At 60.2% G+C, this 14780-nt stretch carries 19 protein-coding genes and 1 pseudogene; 14 read left to right on the forward strand and 6 right to left on the reverse strand.

Annotation, left to right across the window (positions count from 1 at the left end):
* Positions 1-14 precede the first annotated feature (14 nt).
* The 8 genes and pseudogenes from lipA to FKG95_RS16070 all read left to right on the forward strand — a co-directional run bounded on the left by lipA (position 15) and on the right by FKG95_RS16070 (position 5724).
* Positions 15-998, forward strand: a complete 984-nt coding sequence (gene lipA, locus FKG95_RS16035) for a lipoyl synthase (RefSeq protein WP_142897397.1) — start codon at positions 15-17, stop codon at positions 996-998.
* A gap of 227 nt (positions 999-1225) precedes the next feature.
* A complete protein-coding gene (locus tag FKG95_RS16040) occupies positions 1226-1897 on the forward strand; it encodes a tetratricopeptide repeat protein (RefSeq protein ID WP_142897398.1) in 672 nt (223 codons plus the stop codon).
* 33 nt (positions 1898-1930) lie between these two features.
* Positions 1931-2044: pseudogene (locus FKG95_RS30195) on the forward strand (lipoyl synthase); the annotation flags it as partial.
* Positions 2045-2326: 282 nt separating this feature from the next.
* The gene (locus FKG95_RS16050) at positions 2327-2935 is read left to right on the forward strand and encodes a TetR/AcrR family transcriptional regulator (RefSeq protein ID WP_142897399.1); all 609 of its coding nucleotides are present in this window, start codon (positions 2327-2329) and stop codon (positions 2933-2935) included.
* Between the two features lie 2 nt (positions 2936-2937).
* On the forward strand, positions 2938-3267 hold the full coding sequence (locus FKG95_RS16055; RefSeq protein WP_142897400.1) for a DMT family transporter: 330 nt from the start codon (positions 2938-2940) through the stop codon (positions 3265-3267).
* A gap of 24 nt (positions 3268-3291) precedes the next feature.
* The gene (locus tag FKG95_RS16060) at positions 3292-3630 is read left to right on the forward strand and encodes a ClpX C4-type zinc finger protein (RefSeq protein ID WP_142897401.1); all 339 of its coding nucleotides are present in this window, start codon (positions 3292-3294) and stop codon (positions 3628-3630) included.
* Positions 3631-3689: 59 nt separating this feature from the next.
* The gene (locus FKG95_RS16065; protein WP_142897402.1) at positions 3690-4931 is read left to right on the forward strand and encodes a M28 family peptidase; all 1242 of its coding nucleotides are present in this window, start codon (positions 3690-3692) and stop codon (positions 4929-4931) included.
* Between the two features lie 340 nt (positions 4932-5271).
* Positions 5272-5724 carry a type II toxin-antitoxin system RatA family toxin gene (locus FKG95_RS16070; protein WP_142897403.1) on the forward strand — a complete coding sequence of 151 codons (453 nt, stop codon included), beginning with the start codon at positions 5272-5274 and terminating at the stop codon, positions 5722-5724.
* Between the two features lie 30 nt (positions 5725-5754).
* Here the strand turns inward: FKG95_RS16070 and FKG95_RS16075 are convergent, their stop codons facing one another.
* Together FKG95_RS16075 and FKG95_RS16080 are read right to left on the reverse strand one after the other, a co-directional pair.
* Positions 5755-6093 carry an ArsR/SmtB family transcription factor gene (locus FKG95_RS16075; protein WP_142897404.1) on the reverse strand — a complete coding sequence of 113 codons (339 nt, stop codon included), beginning with the start codon at positions 6091-6093 and terminating at the stop codon, positions 5755-5757.
* Positions 6080-6538, reverse strand: a complete 459-nt coding sequence (locus tag FKG95_RS16080; RefSeq protein ID WP_142897405.1) for an SRPBCC family protein — start codon at positions 6536-6538, stop codon at positions 6080-6082. Before FKG95_RS16080 ends, FKG95_RS16075 begins: the two co-directional genes overlap by 14 nt.
* Before the next feature lie 414 nt (positions 6539-6952).
* Here FKG95_RS16080 and FKG95_RS16085 point away from each other — a divergent pair, with 414 nt between their 5' ends.
* The 6 genes from FKG95_RS16085 (at position 6953) to FKG95_RS16110 (ending at position 9649) form a co-directional block, all read left to right on the forward strand.
* Positions 6953-7543, forward strand: a complete 591-nt coding sequence (locus FKG95_RS16085; protein WP_246116801.1) for a TetR/AcrR family transcriptional regulator — start codon at positions 6953-6955, stop codon at positions 7541-7543.
* A gap of 117 nt (positions 7544-7660) precedes the next feature.
* On the forward strand, positions 7661-7909 hold the full coding sequence (locus tag FKG95_RS16090; protein ID WP_142897407.1) for a VOC family protein: 249 nt from the start codon (positions 7661-7663) through the stop codon (positions 7907-7909).
* Positions 7910-7921: 12 nt separating this feature from the next.
* Positions 7922-8275, forward strand: a complete 354-nt coding sequence (locus FKG95_RS16095) for a DUF1428 domain-containing protein (protein ID WP_142897408.1) — start codon at positions 7922-7924, stop codon at positions 8273-8275.
* An 11-nt stretch (positions 8276-8286) separates the two neighbouring features.
* Positions 8287-8712, forward strand: coding sequence for a YybH family protein (locus tag FKG95_RS16100; RefSeq protein WP_142897409.1), 426 nt, complete (start codon positions 8287-8289; stop codon positions 8710-8712).
* A gap of 69 nt (positions 8713-8781) precedes the next feature.
* Positions 8782-9417, forward strand: coding sequence for a glutathione S-transferase family protein (locus tag FKG95_RS16105; protein WP_142897410.1), 636 nt, complete (start codon positions 8782-8784; stop codon positions 9415-9417).
* A 1-nt stretch (position 9418) separates the two neighbouring features.
* Entirely contained in the window at positions 9419-9649 is a 231-nt protein-coding gene (locus FKG95_RS16110) for a hypothetical protein (RefSeq protein WP_142897411.1), read from the forward strand.
* Positions 9650-9750: 101 nt separating this feature from the next.
* Here FKG95_RS16110 and FKG95_RS16115 read toward each other — a convergent pair whose 3' ends face one another.
* The 4 genes from FKG95_RS16115 to FKG95_RS16130 form a co-directional block, all read right to left on the reverse strand.
* Entirely contained in the window at positions 9751-12399 is a 2649-nt protein-coding gene (locus FKG95_RS16115) for a molybdopterin-dependent oxidoreductase (RefSeq protein ID WP_142897412.1), read from the reverse strand.
* Between the two features lie 418 nt (positions 12400-12817).
* Positions 12818-13639, reverse strand: a complete 822-nt coding sequence (locus tag FKG95_RS16120; RefSeq protein ID WP_142897413.1) for a CPBP family intramembrane glutamic endopeptidase — start codon at positions 13637-13639, stop codon at positions 12818-12820.
* Entirely contained in the window at positions 13639-14178 is a 540-nt protein-coding gene (locus FKG95_RS16125) for a CinA family protein (RefSeq protein ID WP_142897414.1), read from the reverse strand. The genes FKG95_RS16120 and FKG95_RS16125 overlap by 1 nt, the downstream gene beginning before the upstream one ends.
* Positions 14168-14776, reverse strand: a complete 609-nt coding sequence (locus FKG95_RS16130) for a phosphatidylglycerophosphatase A family protein (RefSeq protein ID WP_218940221.1) — start codon at positions 14774-14776, stop codon at positions 14168-14170. Before FKG95_RS16130 ends, FKG95_RS16125 begins: the two co-directional genes overlap by 11 nt.
* Positions 14777-14780: the final 4 nt, after the last annotated feature.

Consider the following 14780-nt stretch of genomic DNA (forward strand, 5'->3'; position numbering starts at 1 on the left):
ACAGGTAAAGCAGCATGAGCAGCGAAAGCACGACGGTGGTGAAGCCCGTGGCCGCAGCGGCTGAAAAGCGCGTCCGCCATCCGGAAAAGGCCCACAAGCCCGACAATCCGATCCAGCGCAAACCGGCTTGGATCCGGGTCAAGGCGCCGACCTCCGAGACCTATCACGAGACCCGCAAGATCATGCGGGACAACAATCTCGCCACGGTCTGCGAGGAAGCGGCCTGCCCGAATATCGGCGAGTGCTGGTCCAAACGCCACGCCACCATGATGATCATGGGTGAAATCTGCACCCGGGCCTGCGCCTTTTGTAACGTTGCAACCGGCAAGCCCAACGCCCTGGACCCCTTCGAGCCCACCAACGTGGCACAAGCGGTGGCCAAGCTGGGCCTGAAACACGTGGTGATTACCTCGGTGGACCGCGATGACCTGGACGACGGCGGCGCAGCCCACTTCGCAGAGGTGATCCGGGCGACCCGCGAGGTCTCGCCTGAAACTACCATCGAGATCCTGACCCCCGACTTCCTGCGCAAGGAAGGCGCGCTGGAGGTCGTGGTCGCGGCCAGGCCGGACGTCTTCAACCACAATCTGGAGACCGTACCCCGGCTTTACGGCGAAGTGCGCCCCGGCGCGCGCTATTTCCACAGCCTGCGCCTGCTGGACGAGGTCAAGCGGATCGATCCGAGCATCTTCACCAAGTCCGGCATCATGGTCGGCTTGGGCGAGGGCAAGGAAGAGGTCCTGCAGGTCATGGACGACCTGCGCTCCGCCGATGTCGACTTCATGACCATCGGCCAGTATCTGCAGCCCACCCCCAAGCATCACGCCATCGATCGTTTCGTCACACCCGACGAATTCGGCCACTACAAGAAAATGGCCCTCTCCAAGGGCTTCCTGGTGGTGGCCTCCACGCCGCTGACCCGTTCGTCTTACCACGCTGACGAGGATTTCGCGCAGTTGCGTGTGGCCCGTGAAGAGAAACTGGCGGCGAACGGTTAATCCGGATCATCTGAGTTACCGTAAGGGACCGATTTCGCCTAAGTGCAGAAGGGCACTTCAAGGTGTGGTTCCATACACTTGCCGTATTTGTTCGGCGTAACGAATGCCCGGTTTGAGCCCGGAACCGCCATTCACCGACGGACACCGAAGTTCGCGTTCATCATCAGAATTGGATACGCTGCGCTCGCCCGCGGATTTCGACGTCGACGGTTGAAAGGCCTAAACAAATGCATACGCGACGCACCATTCTCTGCCTTGCTATCATCTTCTTCTGGTCGGCTTATGATCCCGACATGGTCTCTGCGCAGTCGTCCGAGTGGGTTGAGGCTGCGAGACTGTATAACGAGAACTATCAGCGGGCCGCCGCTGCCCAGAATGCAGGCGACTATCCCGGCGCCGAAGAATGGCACCGGACCAACCTGGCGCTAGTCGACTCCACCCCTGGTGTTCCGCCTGAGGCTCGAGTTCAGGCTCGCTACAACCTGGCGAGCACCCTTACGGCTCAAAGTAGATTGGACGAAGCCGAACCGATCTTGGATGAGGCCCAAGGCGTCCTGGACGCCAACCCAAAAGTCGATCCGATTATCAAGGCGTACCTGATGCTTAACTGGGGACGACTTAAAGGCGCACGGTCCGAATTCGAAGTGGCCGAAGAGATGCATGAAGAGGGATTGGCCATTCTTGAAGACAGGATCGGCCTTTCTGGCGCAGCCACGGCAGGCGCGCAGATTGCTTTGGCACGGATCCAAGTGCAACTTGGCAAGTTCAAGAAGGCCGAGGGCAATTATCGTCGCGGGCTCCAGGTTCTCTCCGCATTTGGGGGCGTTGAATCCAATCCATTTTTCCTGGACGCCATGAACGAGCATGAAGCACTGCTAAGTCGACTTGGTATCCAGTAGGTCCGATTAAGACCTCCTGCTTCCGCGCTTTCCAAGGGTTTCCTGGTGGTCGCCTCCACACCGTTGACCCGCTCGTCCTACCATGCGGACGAGGACTTCAAGGCCCTGCGTGTGGCCCGCGAGCAGAAACTGGCCGCGAACGGGTAAAGCACCGCCGCGCGCTCCGGGCGGCTGCCGACAAGCACCGTCCGGTTATTTGTGTTTTCCGGCGGGTCTTCTGGCGCATCTTCCTGTCATCTCCACGCGCCTCGGTGTGCCTGTACGCCACCGAGGGATCGAAGGGCCTGCCCGAATCATGAACAGGTCCGGTTAACCGCTCCGCACACAGAGTTTTTACGCCGCACCTCTGGCTGTGGCTGCGTGTCGCACTTGATTTTAGGTCAATGACCTAATAGTTATATCTAAGGTCAGTTCAAAGGTGCGGCAGCGATGAAAAGTAAATCGGCAAGGAGTCCAAAAGGCGAAGCGCGCCGCGACGCGATTGAGGTAGAAGGCCGCCGAATGCTGCTCGAGGAGGGGTATGCGCGCGTATCTCTCAGGGCGATTGCGATGAGGCTCGGAATTTCCGTCGGAAACCTGCAGTACTACTTTCCCACGAAGGACGATTTGGTCGAAGCTGTCATCGCGGCGGAGATCGAGGCGTCTTTGTCGATTCTGGACGGCATCACTTGGGATCCCGGCAGGCCAGGAGAGTGCATTCATGGAGCCGCGCGCGCCCTCCTGCATCACCATGCCGGCGATTCCGGGCGCTTTTACGCGATCGCCGAGTTCCTGGCCCTGAATGACCCGCGTTACGCCCGGCTGAAGGCGAGGGGCTATGCCCACGTCTTTGGCTACGTTGAGGGATTGGTGCACCTGATGGCCTCCCACCTCGAGGCGGATCTGCGGGCCCGGCTGGCGCACATCCTCGTTGCCCTGATCGACGGCGCTTCGTTGCAGGTTCAGTTTGCCCAGGCGCAATTGCCGGAGGAACACATCGATGCCTTGGCATATGACGTTGCCGAGGCAATCCAGCACCTTCTTAAGAACTGGAAATAACGATGCACTGGGTTTACCTCTCCATCGCCATCCTTGCAGAGGTCGCGGGCAGCGCGGCCCTCAAGCAGTCATATGGCTTCACCCGTATGTGGCCTGCGGTGCTTGCGGTCACGGCCTTTGTGACGGCCCTGTTTTTCCTGTCCCTGACGCTCCGGGTCTTACCGCTCGGCATCGCTTACGCGATTTGGGCGGGTGTCGGCGTCGTCGCTGTGTCGCTGCTCGGTCTGGTCGTTTTCCGGCAGGCCCTCGACACCCCGGCCATGATCGGGATTGCCCTGATCGTTGGCGGCGTGATCGTCATCAACACGCTTTCGGACACGACCGGGCACTGATCGCCGGGGAAAAGGAGGTATGACATGCTGGCCTGTTCGTTTTGCGGCAGGAAAGCCGATGCGGCTGGTGCTCTGGTTGCAGGACCGGCCGTAAACATCTGTGATCATTGTATCGGCGTCGCTATTCGGGTGATCACAACCCGCGACGCGTTGGAACAATCCGCGTCCGGCCAATCCGACTGGTACGAGACCGGGGACGAAGTGCTTCTTTGTGAGATCGCGGCTACATCCGAACTCGTCGATAGGACGCGAGACAGGCTCCAAAATCAGATCGGCGAACTGCGCCGGCGCGGCATCGGTTGGCGCGTTATCGGCACCGCGCTTGGCGTCTCTCATCAGATCGCACAAGAGCGTTTCGGCTAACAGCTGCGCTGGGCGACAGCCTCAGCGGTCTTATGTTCCACCAACAGACGAGATAAGACATGACGACATCCGAACCGCAGACCTATGCTGAACAGTGCGCGCAGGTCATGGCGCATCTGACGCGACTCAGCGTCGATATTCATGACCGGAGTGCCGGCTGTGCAGGCAACCGTGCGGCAACGGACTATGTTGCCGCGGTTTTGACGGCGCAGGGTTGGTCGGTTGCAACAGAAAGCTTCGATGCGCTTGACTGGCACGAGGGTGGGGCGACGCTGACGGCTGAAGACGGGGTCGAATTCGGCGTTTTTGCCAGCCCCTATGCGCTGGGTTGCGAGATACATGCAGTTTTGGCGGCCGTGGCGACTGTGGAGGAGCTGGAAGCGGCGGCGCCCGCTCGCAAGCTTCTTTTGCTCCATGGGGAGATTGCTCGTCAGTCTTTGATGCCGAAAAACTTTCCCTTTTACAGTGATGACGCGCACCAGCGGATCATTGCGTCGCTGGAGGCCTGCGATGCCGCGGCAATCATCACCGCGACGGCCCGCAAAGGCGGCGCGGCTGGAGACGGGAGTTACCCGACGCCCATGATCGAGGATGGCGATTTCGATATTCCATCGGTGTTCACGACCGGGGAAGAGGGCGAACGCCTCCTGCAAAGGGCCGGAGAACCGCTGACTCTGGTCTCGCAGGGCAGTCGGGTCGCTTCCAGGGCAGCTAACGTGATCGCGAGGATCAACGAACGCGCTCCAAGGCGTATCGTGGTCACGGCCCATATAGACGCCAAGAAAAGCATTCCGGGTGCGCTCGATAACGCGACCGGGATCGCAACCCTATTGCTTCTGGGGGAACTGCTCGCCGGCTACAAGGGGCGGTTCTGCATCGAACTCGTCGCCTTGAACGGTGAGGATCACTATGCCGTCCCGGGCCAGGTCGCTTATATGGCGGCTAATCGCGGCCTTTTTGATACGATCGCCTTGAACATCAATGTGGACGGCGTTGGCTATCTTGAGGGTGATACGGCGTTTTCCCTGTTCGGTCTACCGGATGGCATGGCGGCTTCGGCCTCACAGGAATTGCTTGCCTCCGAGGGCGCGTGTGCCGGAAGTCCCTGGGTCCAGGGCGACCACAGCATGTTTCTCCAAGCCGGGCGTCCGGCCATCGCGATCACATCAGACTGGCTTCTGCAAAACATGGCGACACAGACCGTGACCCATACATCCCAGGATACAATAGATCTTGTAGCGCCTCAAAAGCTGGTGTCCTGCGCGTTGTCGGTGAGGCGCTTTATCGACGCACTTTCTTAGCTAACTTTCCAACCTAATTTTGTGTCCCGAAGTGCAGGCACAAACGTGACGGTCTATGTTTGTCCGACAGAAGCCTGCGCAGCTGCGCAATTACACGCGAAGGACGGACTGTGCAGGTCCGAACCGGGCTTTGGAGCAGCCGGCGAAACAGCCTTGAGATGAAGAAGACCTTCGCGGGAACAATCCAGGAGACGAGAAGGGTGCGAGCAGTTCCTTCAGAGGGCTCGGCTCCTGGTTCCCGGAGAGTCTAAAAACAAAGTTACCCTGTGGAATTCGGCGTGCCGCCGCGCGCGAGCTGTGGTAAGACCGGCGGTCATGTCATTTATAAGCTCTCGGTCTTATGCCCACGCACGCTGAACGGCGGGTTCTGCCCTACACCCCGGAACAACTCTATACCCTGGTCGCGGAGGTCGAGCACTATCCGGAGTTCCTGCCCTGGTGTGTGGCCGCGCGCATTCGCGAGCGCAAGGAAGGGCTGATCACGGCGGATCTGGTGATCGGCTTTCGCATGATCCGCGAGCGCTTCACCAGCAAGGTGGCCCTGGATGACGAGGGCAAGAAGATCCACGTGACCTATGCCGAAGGGCCCTTCAAGTACCTCAACAACCACTGGCGCTTCGAGGAGCATCACGACGGCTGCGTGATCGATTTCTACGTGGACTTCGAATTCAAGTCGAAACTGCTGCAGAAGATGATCGAGGCCCTGTTCCATGAGGCGGTTCGCCGCATGGTGGCGGCTTTCGAGACCCGTGCCGAGGATCTTTACGGGCCCAAGCCGAGGGTCGGAGGTTAGAGGCGCAGACGCCCAGCCGATCCGGTTTCGTCACTTCTCAACGAAGGTCTTAAGACGCGACAGCGTTCTATCCCACTGTCCGGAGACTCGATCCAGGTAGCTCCTGGTTTCCTCTATGGCATCGGGGCAGATCAAAAACCTGCTTTCCCTGCCAACGCGCTCGCTGGAGAGAATACCGGCCTCTTCGAGCACCCGCAGGTGTTTGCTGACGCCTTGCCGGGTTAAATCGATTCCGTCCGAGAGCTCCGCGATGGAGCGCGGCTGGCCGTCGCCCAGGCGCATCACCAGTGAGAGGCGCGTCGGGTCGCCAAGCGCCGCGAACAAGGGTGCGGCGCTCGTGACGGCGAGGTCCGCATCAGGTTGTGACATGACTCTTGATGTTGTCAGCCTGGATCTCCCATCCCTTTGTGTTTTCGCGCAAGACTTCAAGTCTCCGCGGATCGGGCAGGGCGGCAAATCCGGATTCCGTAATATGCAGCCGCGTCGATCCGCCATCGATCGCTTCCAGCCGGAACTCTACCAAAGTGGTCGGTTGTTCAGAAACGTCTTTATCCGATTTCTCGTCGAAATCGTGCCATTTGAAGGAAAACAGGGTTTCAGGCTCCATGCGTTCAACTCTGGCCCGCCAGGGATAGTCTTCGTACCCGGGGAAGGTCATTTGTCCCGTCACCACGGCGCCGGGCCGAAAGGGGCCGCTGAGCTTCACCTGGAACCATTCACCGAATTCTCTGTGATCCGTCAGCGCCCGCCAGACCCGGGGAAGCGGCGCCGCCAGGTCGATTGTCTTTTCGATTTTGTCTTCCGTACTTTGCATAAGGCAACTCCTTGGTTGCCTTTTTGTGACACAGGAACTGTCATTAAGCAACCATTTAGTTGCGTAAAATCAGCGCAGGTAGTTTCGTGTTTGCTGATCGTTGCTGCGGTCGGTGTAAGTGTGAACCGAGCAGTGAGGTGGCTGGGAACACCTGATGCCGAGGTGCTTTATGGCCCCAAACCGAGAGTCGGTGGGTAGAGGCGCTTGAGACAGCGAATCGTCAAAGACTTGGGTCAAAGCTGAGCCGGAAAGGACCTTCCTGCTCAATTTCACGTTGAATCACACTGGTTTCATGACCTCCACAGCAACGGAGAAAAAGCTTACTTGATTCACATACCAACTATTCGGTATGTATTCTTTATGCCACGACCGACCAAACGCCACCCTGAACGCGGAGACGCCAGAACACGCCTCTTGGAAGCTGCGAGAGACGTCATCCGGCAAAAGGGCTTCACGGCCACGACCGTCGATGATCTCTGCAAGGCTGCCGGCGTGACCAAAGGCGCTTATTTCCATCATTTCGAGAGCAAAGAGGCGCTTGGCGTTGCGGCTGCGAAGTTCTGGGCCGAGACGACGGGCGCGTTCTTCAGGCAGGCGCCCTACCATGCGCCCGAAGATCCGCTCGATCGCGTGCGCGCCTATGTCGACTTCCGCAAATCCATTATCGAGGGTGTTCCGGCCGAATTTACCTGTCTTGTCGGGACCATGACCCAAGAGACCTATGACTCCTATCCGGCCATCCGTGAGGCCTGTGCAGAGAGCATCTTCGGCCACGCGGCGACGCTGGAGGCCGATATCGAAGCCGCGATGAAAGAACGGGCCATCTCGGCGGACTGGACAGCGGCAAGCCTTGCGCGCCACACGCAGGCGGTTCTTCAGGGCGCGTTCATTCTCGCGAAGGCGACGGGCGACCGCGAAATCGCGCGTGAGAGCGTCGACCATCTCAAGCGCTACATCGAACTGCTTTTCGACCAATCACACGTGGAAGGGGACCGGCATCCTTGAGGCGGCCGCTTGGTTTTAGTCGTCAAGGAACATTGAAAGCAAGGAGATACAGCCCCGGAACCGACGTTTGCACAAATGCGTACCCGGTGGACTTTTTCAACTTGAAAGGACCGCAGAATGAAAAGGATTGTGCCTCATCTCCGGTTCGATGGCGATGCCGAGGAGGCGGCCGAGTTTTATGCCGGTCTGTTTCCCGAGAGCCGGATTGGTAACGTCATGCGCGCGCCAGCCTGCAACCATGAGCTCTTGAAATCCAACGACCGCGTGGCGGCAGAGCGGGTCATGCAGGCGATGCTCAAGATGAACAAGATCGACATCGCTGTGCTCGAAGCCGCAGCGGAATCATCGACCGGTAAAATCAATTAAAGGAGGAGAGCAATGACCTACGTTGACGGATTTGTCGCCGCGGTGCCGACGGCAAATAAGGACGCTTATCGGGTTCACGCGCAAAAGGCGATCGAGGTGTTCAAGCGCCATGGAGCGCTTTCCTCGGTCGAGTGCTGGGGTGACGACATACCCGAGGGCATAACCACATCCTTCTCGATGGCGGTGAAGAAGAAGGAAGACGAAACGGTCGTTTTCTCCTGGATTATCTGGCCCGACAAGGCGACCCGCGATGCCGGCATGCAGGGCGTCTTTGCGGACCCTGATATGGCGGAGGACGCCAACCCCATGCCCTTCGACGGCAAGCGGCTGATTTACGGCGGCTTCGATGTGATCTTTGAGGCTTGAGGAGAGAGACCATGACAGAGAATAAAGACGAAATCATCGCCCTCTGCCAAACGCTCGACCGGGCGCATCATGACAAAGACGCGCAGGCCATCGCCGGCTGCTACGCGCCTGACGCGGTGATCTACAGTCTGGCGCCGCCGCTGGGTGAACGCGGTCTGGACCGGCGCGGTCTCGACGCGTGGCTCGCCACCTGGGACGGCCCGATCCGTATCGACGCGCAGGATATGGAGCTTTCCGTCACAGAGGGGCTTGCCTACAGCTCCGCGCTCAATCGGATCCGCGGCACAAAGACCGATGGGGAAGAGGTCGATGTCTGGTTCCGCACGACGATGTGCTTCCGCAAGACCGGGGAGGGGTGGCGTATCGTTCACGACCATTCCTCGGTGCCCTTTTACATGGACGGATCCACCCGGGCGGCCGTCGACCTCAGACCTTGAGCGACGGCGACGTTGATCCAGCCTGCGGTGTAGCTCGACCCACACTCGTTGCGGAGAATGAGACCGGAGATGAAAACGCAGTTATCTGCCCTCGATTGGGCGCCCGAGTTTGCGCAAGGCTATGTGAAGGATTTGCGTGTGCGCTGGGCGCTGGAAGAGGCGGGCCTGTCCTACGAGGCGGTGCTGCTTGACGATGCGGCCCGCGCGGGCGACGCCTACCGCACCTGGCAGCCCTTCGGCCAGGTCCCGGCTTATCGTGACGGCGAGGTGGAGATGTTCGAATCCGGTGCGATCCTGCTGCATCTGGCTGCGAAATCCGAAGCGCTGGCACCGCGCGACCCTGCCGGATTTGCGAAGGCCACCTCCTGGGTGATCGCGGCCCTTAATTCAGTCGAACCCGCTGTGCAGAATCTGGTCCATCTTGATGTCTTCTATGCGCACGAGGCCTGGGCGAAAGCGCGTCGTCCGCAGGCAGAAATTGAACTGAGCGGGCGGCTCGAAAAACTCGCTAACTGGCTCGGCGCCAAAGACTATCTTTTGGATCGCTTCACGGCCGGCGATCTTATGATGGCGACGGTGCTGCGTGAAGTCCCGGATCTTCACGCCTACTCCGCGACGCTCGATCGCTATCTTGAACGGTGTCTGGCGCGCCCCGCCTTCGAACGCGCGCTCGACGCGCAGATGCGGGCCTTTCGGGCAAGTTAAGGTGAGGCCGAAACGGCTACAGGAGAGCAAGAGTGCGAGTGATCTTTGGCGGCATTTTCAGTCACTCGACGGCGTGATGCAGGCGCTCGGCGGGCCAGAGAAAGACCCGAGCGGGGGCTTTGCCCTCGCCACCTACGAACCGGACGGCGAAGTCCCTGTCGGATCATTCGGGCTGCCCGAACCCAGCGGCGCTGAACCTGAGCGCCGTGAGCGGATGGCGGGCGAAGGATAACGCTGCAAATTCACGTATCTGAGTCAAATCAGGCAAGACTCACGGCCCAAGCCGTGAATCCTGCCTGAAGGAGTTGTCCTCAACTGGCGTTCGATGAGGATCTAACCGGCATCTCTGGCGTTCTGGTAGAGGAAATCCAGGATAAGTTTCTGGTCCTCGCCCTCGACCCCGGCGTTGGGGAACATGCTTTCGGTGATGCCTTTCCATTGGGCCTTGGTGTGGCTCTTTGGATCCTGCGGGATGTGGCAGAGCGTGCACTTCTCGTAGAACAGGCGTTCGCCGGGCTCCATGGCGCTCATGAAGCTCTCCGCGATGTTCGCGGCCCGGTCGATGCCGAGGCTGTCCGGGTCCAGGCTGGCCACCTGATCGGAAATCAGATCCGGTTCGACGTAAGCCTGGTTCGGCCCTTCGACATCCACCGCCTTTTTCAGCGTGGCGATGCAGGTATTGGCGGCTGTTGCCTGGCTGAGCTGGCTCGAGGCCCGGCTGGAGGTCAGCACGTTGATCGAACCGGAGTTACAGCGGCCCTTGCTGTCGAAGGACAGCCAGGCGCCTTCGTAGAGGGAGACCACGCCGGGCATGATCTGGTCCGTGACCCGGGCGCCGGCAATGGTCGTGCCGCGCTCGTTCGACAGCTCGACGAGATCGCCGTCCTTGATGCCCCGGGCGGCCGCGTCCTCTGTATTGATCCGCACGAATTCGCGGTCCTCGACATTGAGTTCATGCCGCAGATCGGATTGTGCAAACTGGGAGTGGATGCGGTTATAGGGGTGCGGGCTGACCACATGCACCTGCCCGGGTTCGGCGTTGCCGAGATATTCCGCCGGCTCCAGCCATTGTGCCATGGGCGGGCAGTCTGGCACGTTCATCTCGGCGATGGCCTCGCAGTAGAGCTCGACCTTGCCAGAACGGGTGTGCAGAGGGTTGGCATCCGGATCTTCGCGGAAGGCACCGTGGCGCACCCATTCCAGTTCTTCCGTCGGGATCGGAACCCGCGCAACGCCGCGCTCCCAGAATTCCTCGAAATCCATGGTCTCCGCGGCGGAAGACTTTTCGTAAGAGGCCTGGATGATATCGATCCGGTCAAGTCCGTCGGTGAACTGCTGCTCCACATTGAAGATCTCGGCGAGCCTGCGGAAGATCTCGAAGTCATCCAGGGATTCGCCCACCGGATCGATCACCTGCCGCATGGCATAGACCTTGTCTTTCGAGTAGGTGCCGCCCGAGCTGATCTCGTCACGTTCCACCGTGCTGGTTGCCGGCAGGACGATATCCGCAAAGCGGGCGGAAGCGACCCACCAGGGATCGATACAGACCACGGAGTGGCACTTCTGCATCGCTTCGATCAGTTCGTTGGTATTCTGGTGATGGGACAGGAAGTTGTTGCCCGAATTGAAGATCATCTGCGCATCGGGATAGCTGTATTCACCGCCGTTGCGGATGAACTTGCCGCCCGGGTTCTTGAGCATCTCGGTGATGCGCGAGGCGGGGCAGAAGCCGACCACCTGGTTGCGGCCCTGCGGCAGGCCGCCGGGCGCACGGGCCTGGGCAAAGAGCGCGCCGCCCTGGCCCCAGTGCCAGCTGAAACCGATCCCGCCGCCGGGCAGGCCGATCTGGCCTGTCATGGCCGCGAAGGAGGTGATGGCCCAATAGGGCATCTCGCCGTGATGCGCCCGCTGGATCGCCCAGGAGCCGGCGAACTGCGTGCGTTTGACGGCGCATTCCTCGGCCAGCGCGATGATATCGGCCTCGGGAATGCCTGTGATCTTGGAGGCCCAGGCCGGAGTCTTGACCGTGCCGTCGTCCTGACCGTTGAGATAGGCGATGAATTTATCGGCGCCCACGGTATAGCGCTCGAGGAATTCCTGATCATGCATGCCCTTGGCATGCACGTGCTGGCTCATGGCCAGGAAGAGGGCCGTGTCGGTGTTGGGGATGATTTTCATCCACTCCGCCTTCAGCCACTCGTCGGTCGTGGTGTATTGCGGATTGATCGAGAGGAATTTCACGCCGCTGTCGCGGATCACTTCCCAGCGCGGATACATGGAGTGGTCCGTGGTCCGGCCCTCGGCGCGGCCGTTCTTGTGGGGATCGGTGCCGATCAGCACGAAAAGCTCGGTGTTCTGCAGGATCTGCCACCAGGAGGTCTGACGGGAGTAAACCTCCATGTCACCCACCACATGCGGCATGATGACCTGTCCGGCGCCACCGGAGTAGTCGCTGACGGTCACGCTCATGCCGCCGATCAGATTGAAGAAGCGGCCCTGAAGGACGTTGGGGGTCAGAACCCCGCCGTGCGCCCAGGCGCCGTAGGAGGAGGAGAAGATGCCGTCGTTGCCGTGGCTGTCGATGGTGTCGAGAATGGCTTTGGAGGTCAGGTTCAGGGCCGTCTCCCAGTCCACGCGCACAAAGGGCTCCTTGCCGCGCAGTTCCGGCTTGCGGTCGCCGTCGAGGTTTTCCAGATAGGATTTCCGCACGTAAGGATACTTCACGCGGGTCTGGTGATAAGTGCGGCTGACCAGGCCGTCGGTGATCATCTTGGTCGGTCTGGGATCAAACTCGGTGCGTGGAATGGCTTTGATGAATTCGCCATCCTTCTTGACCGCCCAAAAAACGCCGGCCTGGCCCGCGTGTGGAATAAAGGTGACATTGCGGCCCGCGCCGGCAGAAGCAGCGAAGACCTTCGGGGCAGCCAGGAACATGGCTGTCGCGGAAACAGATGCCAGAAACTCACGACGTGATGTGGTCACGATTTCATCCCTCCGATTTTTTTTGCTCTGGGGGCGTACCATCCCGCCCAAAGCAAGGGTGCACATTGCGCTCATTTTCCATGAGTCGGTTACAGGTATGTTGCCGTTAGTTTTCAGGCCGGATACGCCGTCCGGCGAGACGCTTGGGAACGCGTCCTAACGCACAGTGGATATAGTAATACTTATATTGGATCGGCAAATTGATTGTGATCAATCACACGCCGATTTTTTCGCTTTGTGTGTTGAAAAATAGAGGAGTTTTCGATCACCAGCGCTGCAACCGAAAAGTGTTTTCAGCTGTTACACCGCGAACGTGGGCTAAATTCCCAGCGCAGAACCAAGCTGTGTCTGTGAGAAATCCAACGGACACAACAGCCGCTTTACCCGCCTGGATTTCGCGAGATTGGGCGGGGCTTCCTCAGCCCGCGCCGGACTGTATGATCCCCTGTTGGACGAGCCAGTAGAAGGACGCGATGTTGATGATGTTGAAGACCGCGTGGGCGATGGTCGCCGACAGAACCGAACCGCTCTTTTCGGTGATCAGCGCGAGCATGGCGCCGATCAGGACGAAAACCGGGAATAAAAACGGGATCCCGTGGAGGAATGCGAAGACCAACGAGGAAATCGCCACCGACGCCGCAACCGACAAACGGGCGCGGAGCCAGCCGTAAAAGACGCCTCTCATGACGATTTCTTCGACCAGGGGCACGATCGCGCCTGTAACCAGAAGGCTGGTGATCAGAATCGCGGGCGAGAAGCCGCCAGCGAGGAAGACGTCCATCTGCGGGTTCTCGAAAGGCTCACCGGAAAGTGCCTGAAGGAATTGCGCGACAATACCGCTGACCGGAATCGCCAGCGTGCCAAAGATGACCGACCGGATGACCCAGGTCTTTGATACAAGGACGATTCCAAGATCGGCGAGGCGCAGACCGTGCTTCTTTACAATGATAAAGTAGGTCGCGCCCAGCATGATCAGCGAATGCAGGCCGATCACCATCAGAACCGGGATAATCGGTAATTCTCCGCGGGCCCCGTCTCCCGGACTGCCCGGTTCGGGGGCGCTCAGGAGTATCATTGGCAAGAGCTTTTGCAGGCCGAGCCAGATGATCAGGAGCAGCAGCAGGTCAAGGCCGGGAACCGATTGCAGGGGCCCGGGTCTTATGCCGCCGGACTGCTGTGGGTTTGGATAGGAACCGCCTTGTTGAGGGCCGCTGCTACCCGGCCCGCCGGGAAACGCCATTACGATCCCACCTCATCCGCGCCGCGGGCTTTCCTGCCCAGACTTACTTGGCCGAGACTCATCTCGCCGAGGCCGGCCAGGGCCGCTTGCACGGTCGCGCGGCGAACATCGCTCCGTGCACCTGGAAAGTTCAGTTTGCGATGGCTCGGGGCATCGCCGCGCCGGCAGAGACCCATGAACACGAGCCCTACGGGCTTGGCGGCGCTGCCGCCGCCGGGTCCCGCGACCCCGGTGACCGAGACTGCGATGTCCGCACGGGAGTGCGCCAGAGCGCCCTGGGCCATGGCTTCGGCCACCTCCGCGCTCACGGCGCCCTTTGTTGCCAGGAGGGCTTCAGGCACATCCAGAAGCTCCATCTTGGCCGCATTGCTGTAAGTCACGAAGCCGCGCTCGACCACGTCCGAAGACCCGGCGATCTCGGTCAGGCAGCCGGCGATCAGGCCGCCGGTACAGGATTCCGCGGTGACTACCATCAGGCCGGCCTTGCGGCAGTGCTCCAGCAGCTTCGTGGCCGTTGTCAGTAACTCTTCAGGAAACAATCTGAGACTCCAAAACCCATACGGCCGCAATCAATACAGCCAGCGCGTAAACCGCGGCAAAGATGTCGTCCACCATAATGCCGAAGCCGCCCTTCAGCTTCCGGTCGGCCCAGCTGACCGGCCAGGGCTTAAGGATGTCGAAGACGCGAAACAGCACAAACGCTAGGAGATAGTATTCCAGTTGCAGCGCGACGGGGACAAGGGTCAACCATTGGCCAGCGACCTCATCGACCACGACGGCGCCCGGATCTTCGAGATTATGCCGGCGCGCGTAGACGTCACTGGCCCAGATGCCGACCAGGAACACCAGAACCGCCGCAACCGCCAAGAGCCAGGGGCCGCCGAGCCAGGCCAGAGCCGCGGCAAAGGGCAGGGCGGCCAGTGACCCCCAGGTACCCGGAATCTTGGGCAGGAGCCCGCTGCCCAGCCAGGTCGCGATCAGAGCCGCGGGATGGAAAGGCGAGAGCGGGGTCCCGGCGCCCGGGCCTGAACCTGAGCCTGGGCCTGAACCTGAGCCAGAATTTGGGCCAGAGCCAGAATTTGGATCTGAACTTGGGCTTTGGCTCTGAGATGGAGCAGGGGAAGACGGTACAGCCATGAAT

The sequence above is a fragment of the Denitrobaculum tricleocarpae genome, assembly GCF_007004665.1.
GTDB lineage: Bacteria > Pseudomonadota > Alphaproteobacteria > Kiloniellales > Kiloniellaceae > Denitrobaculum > Denitrobaculum tricleocarpae.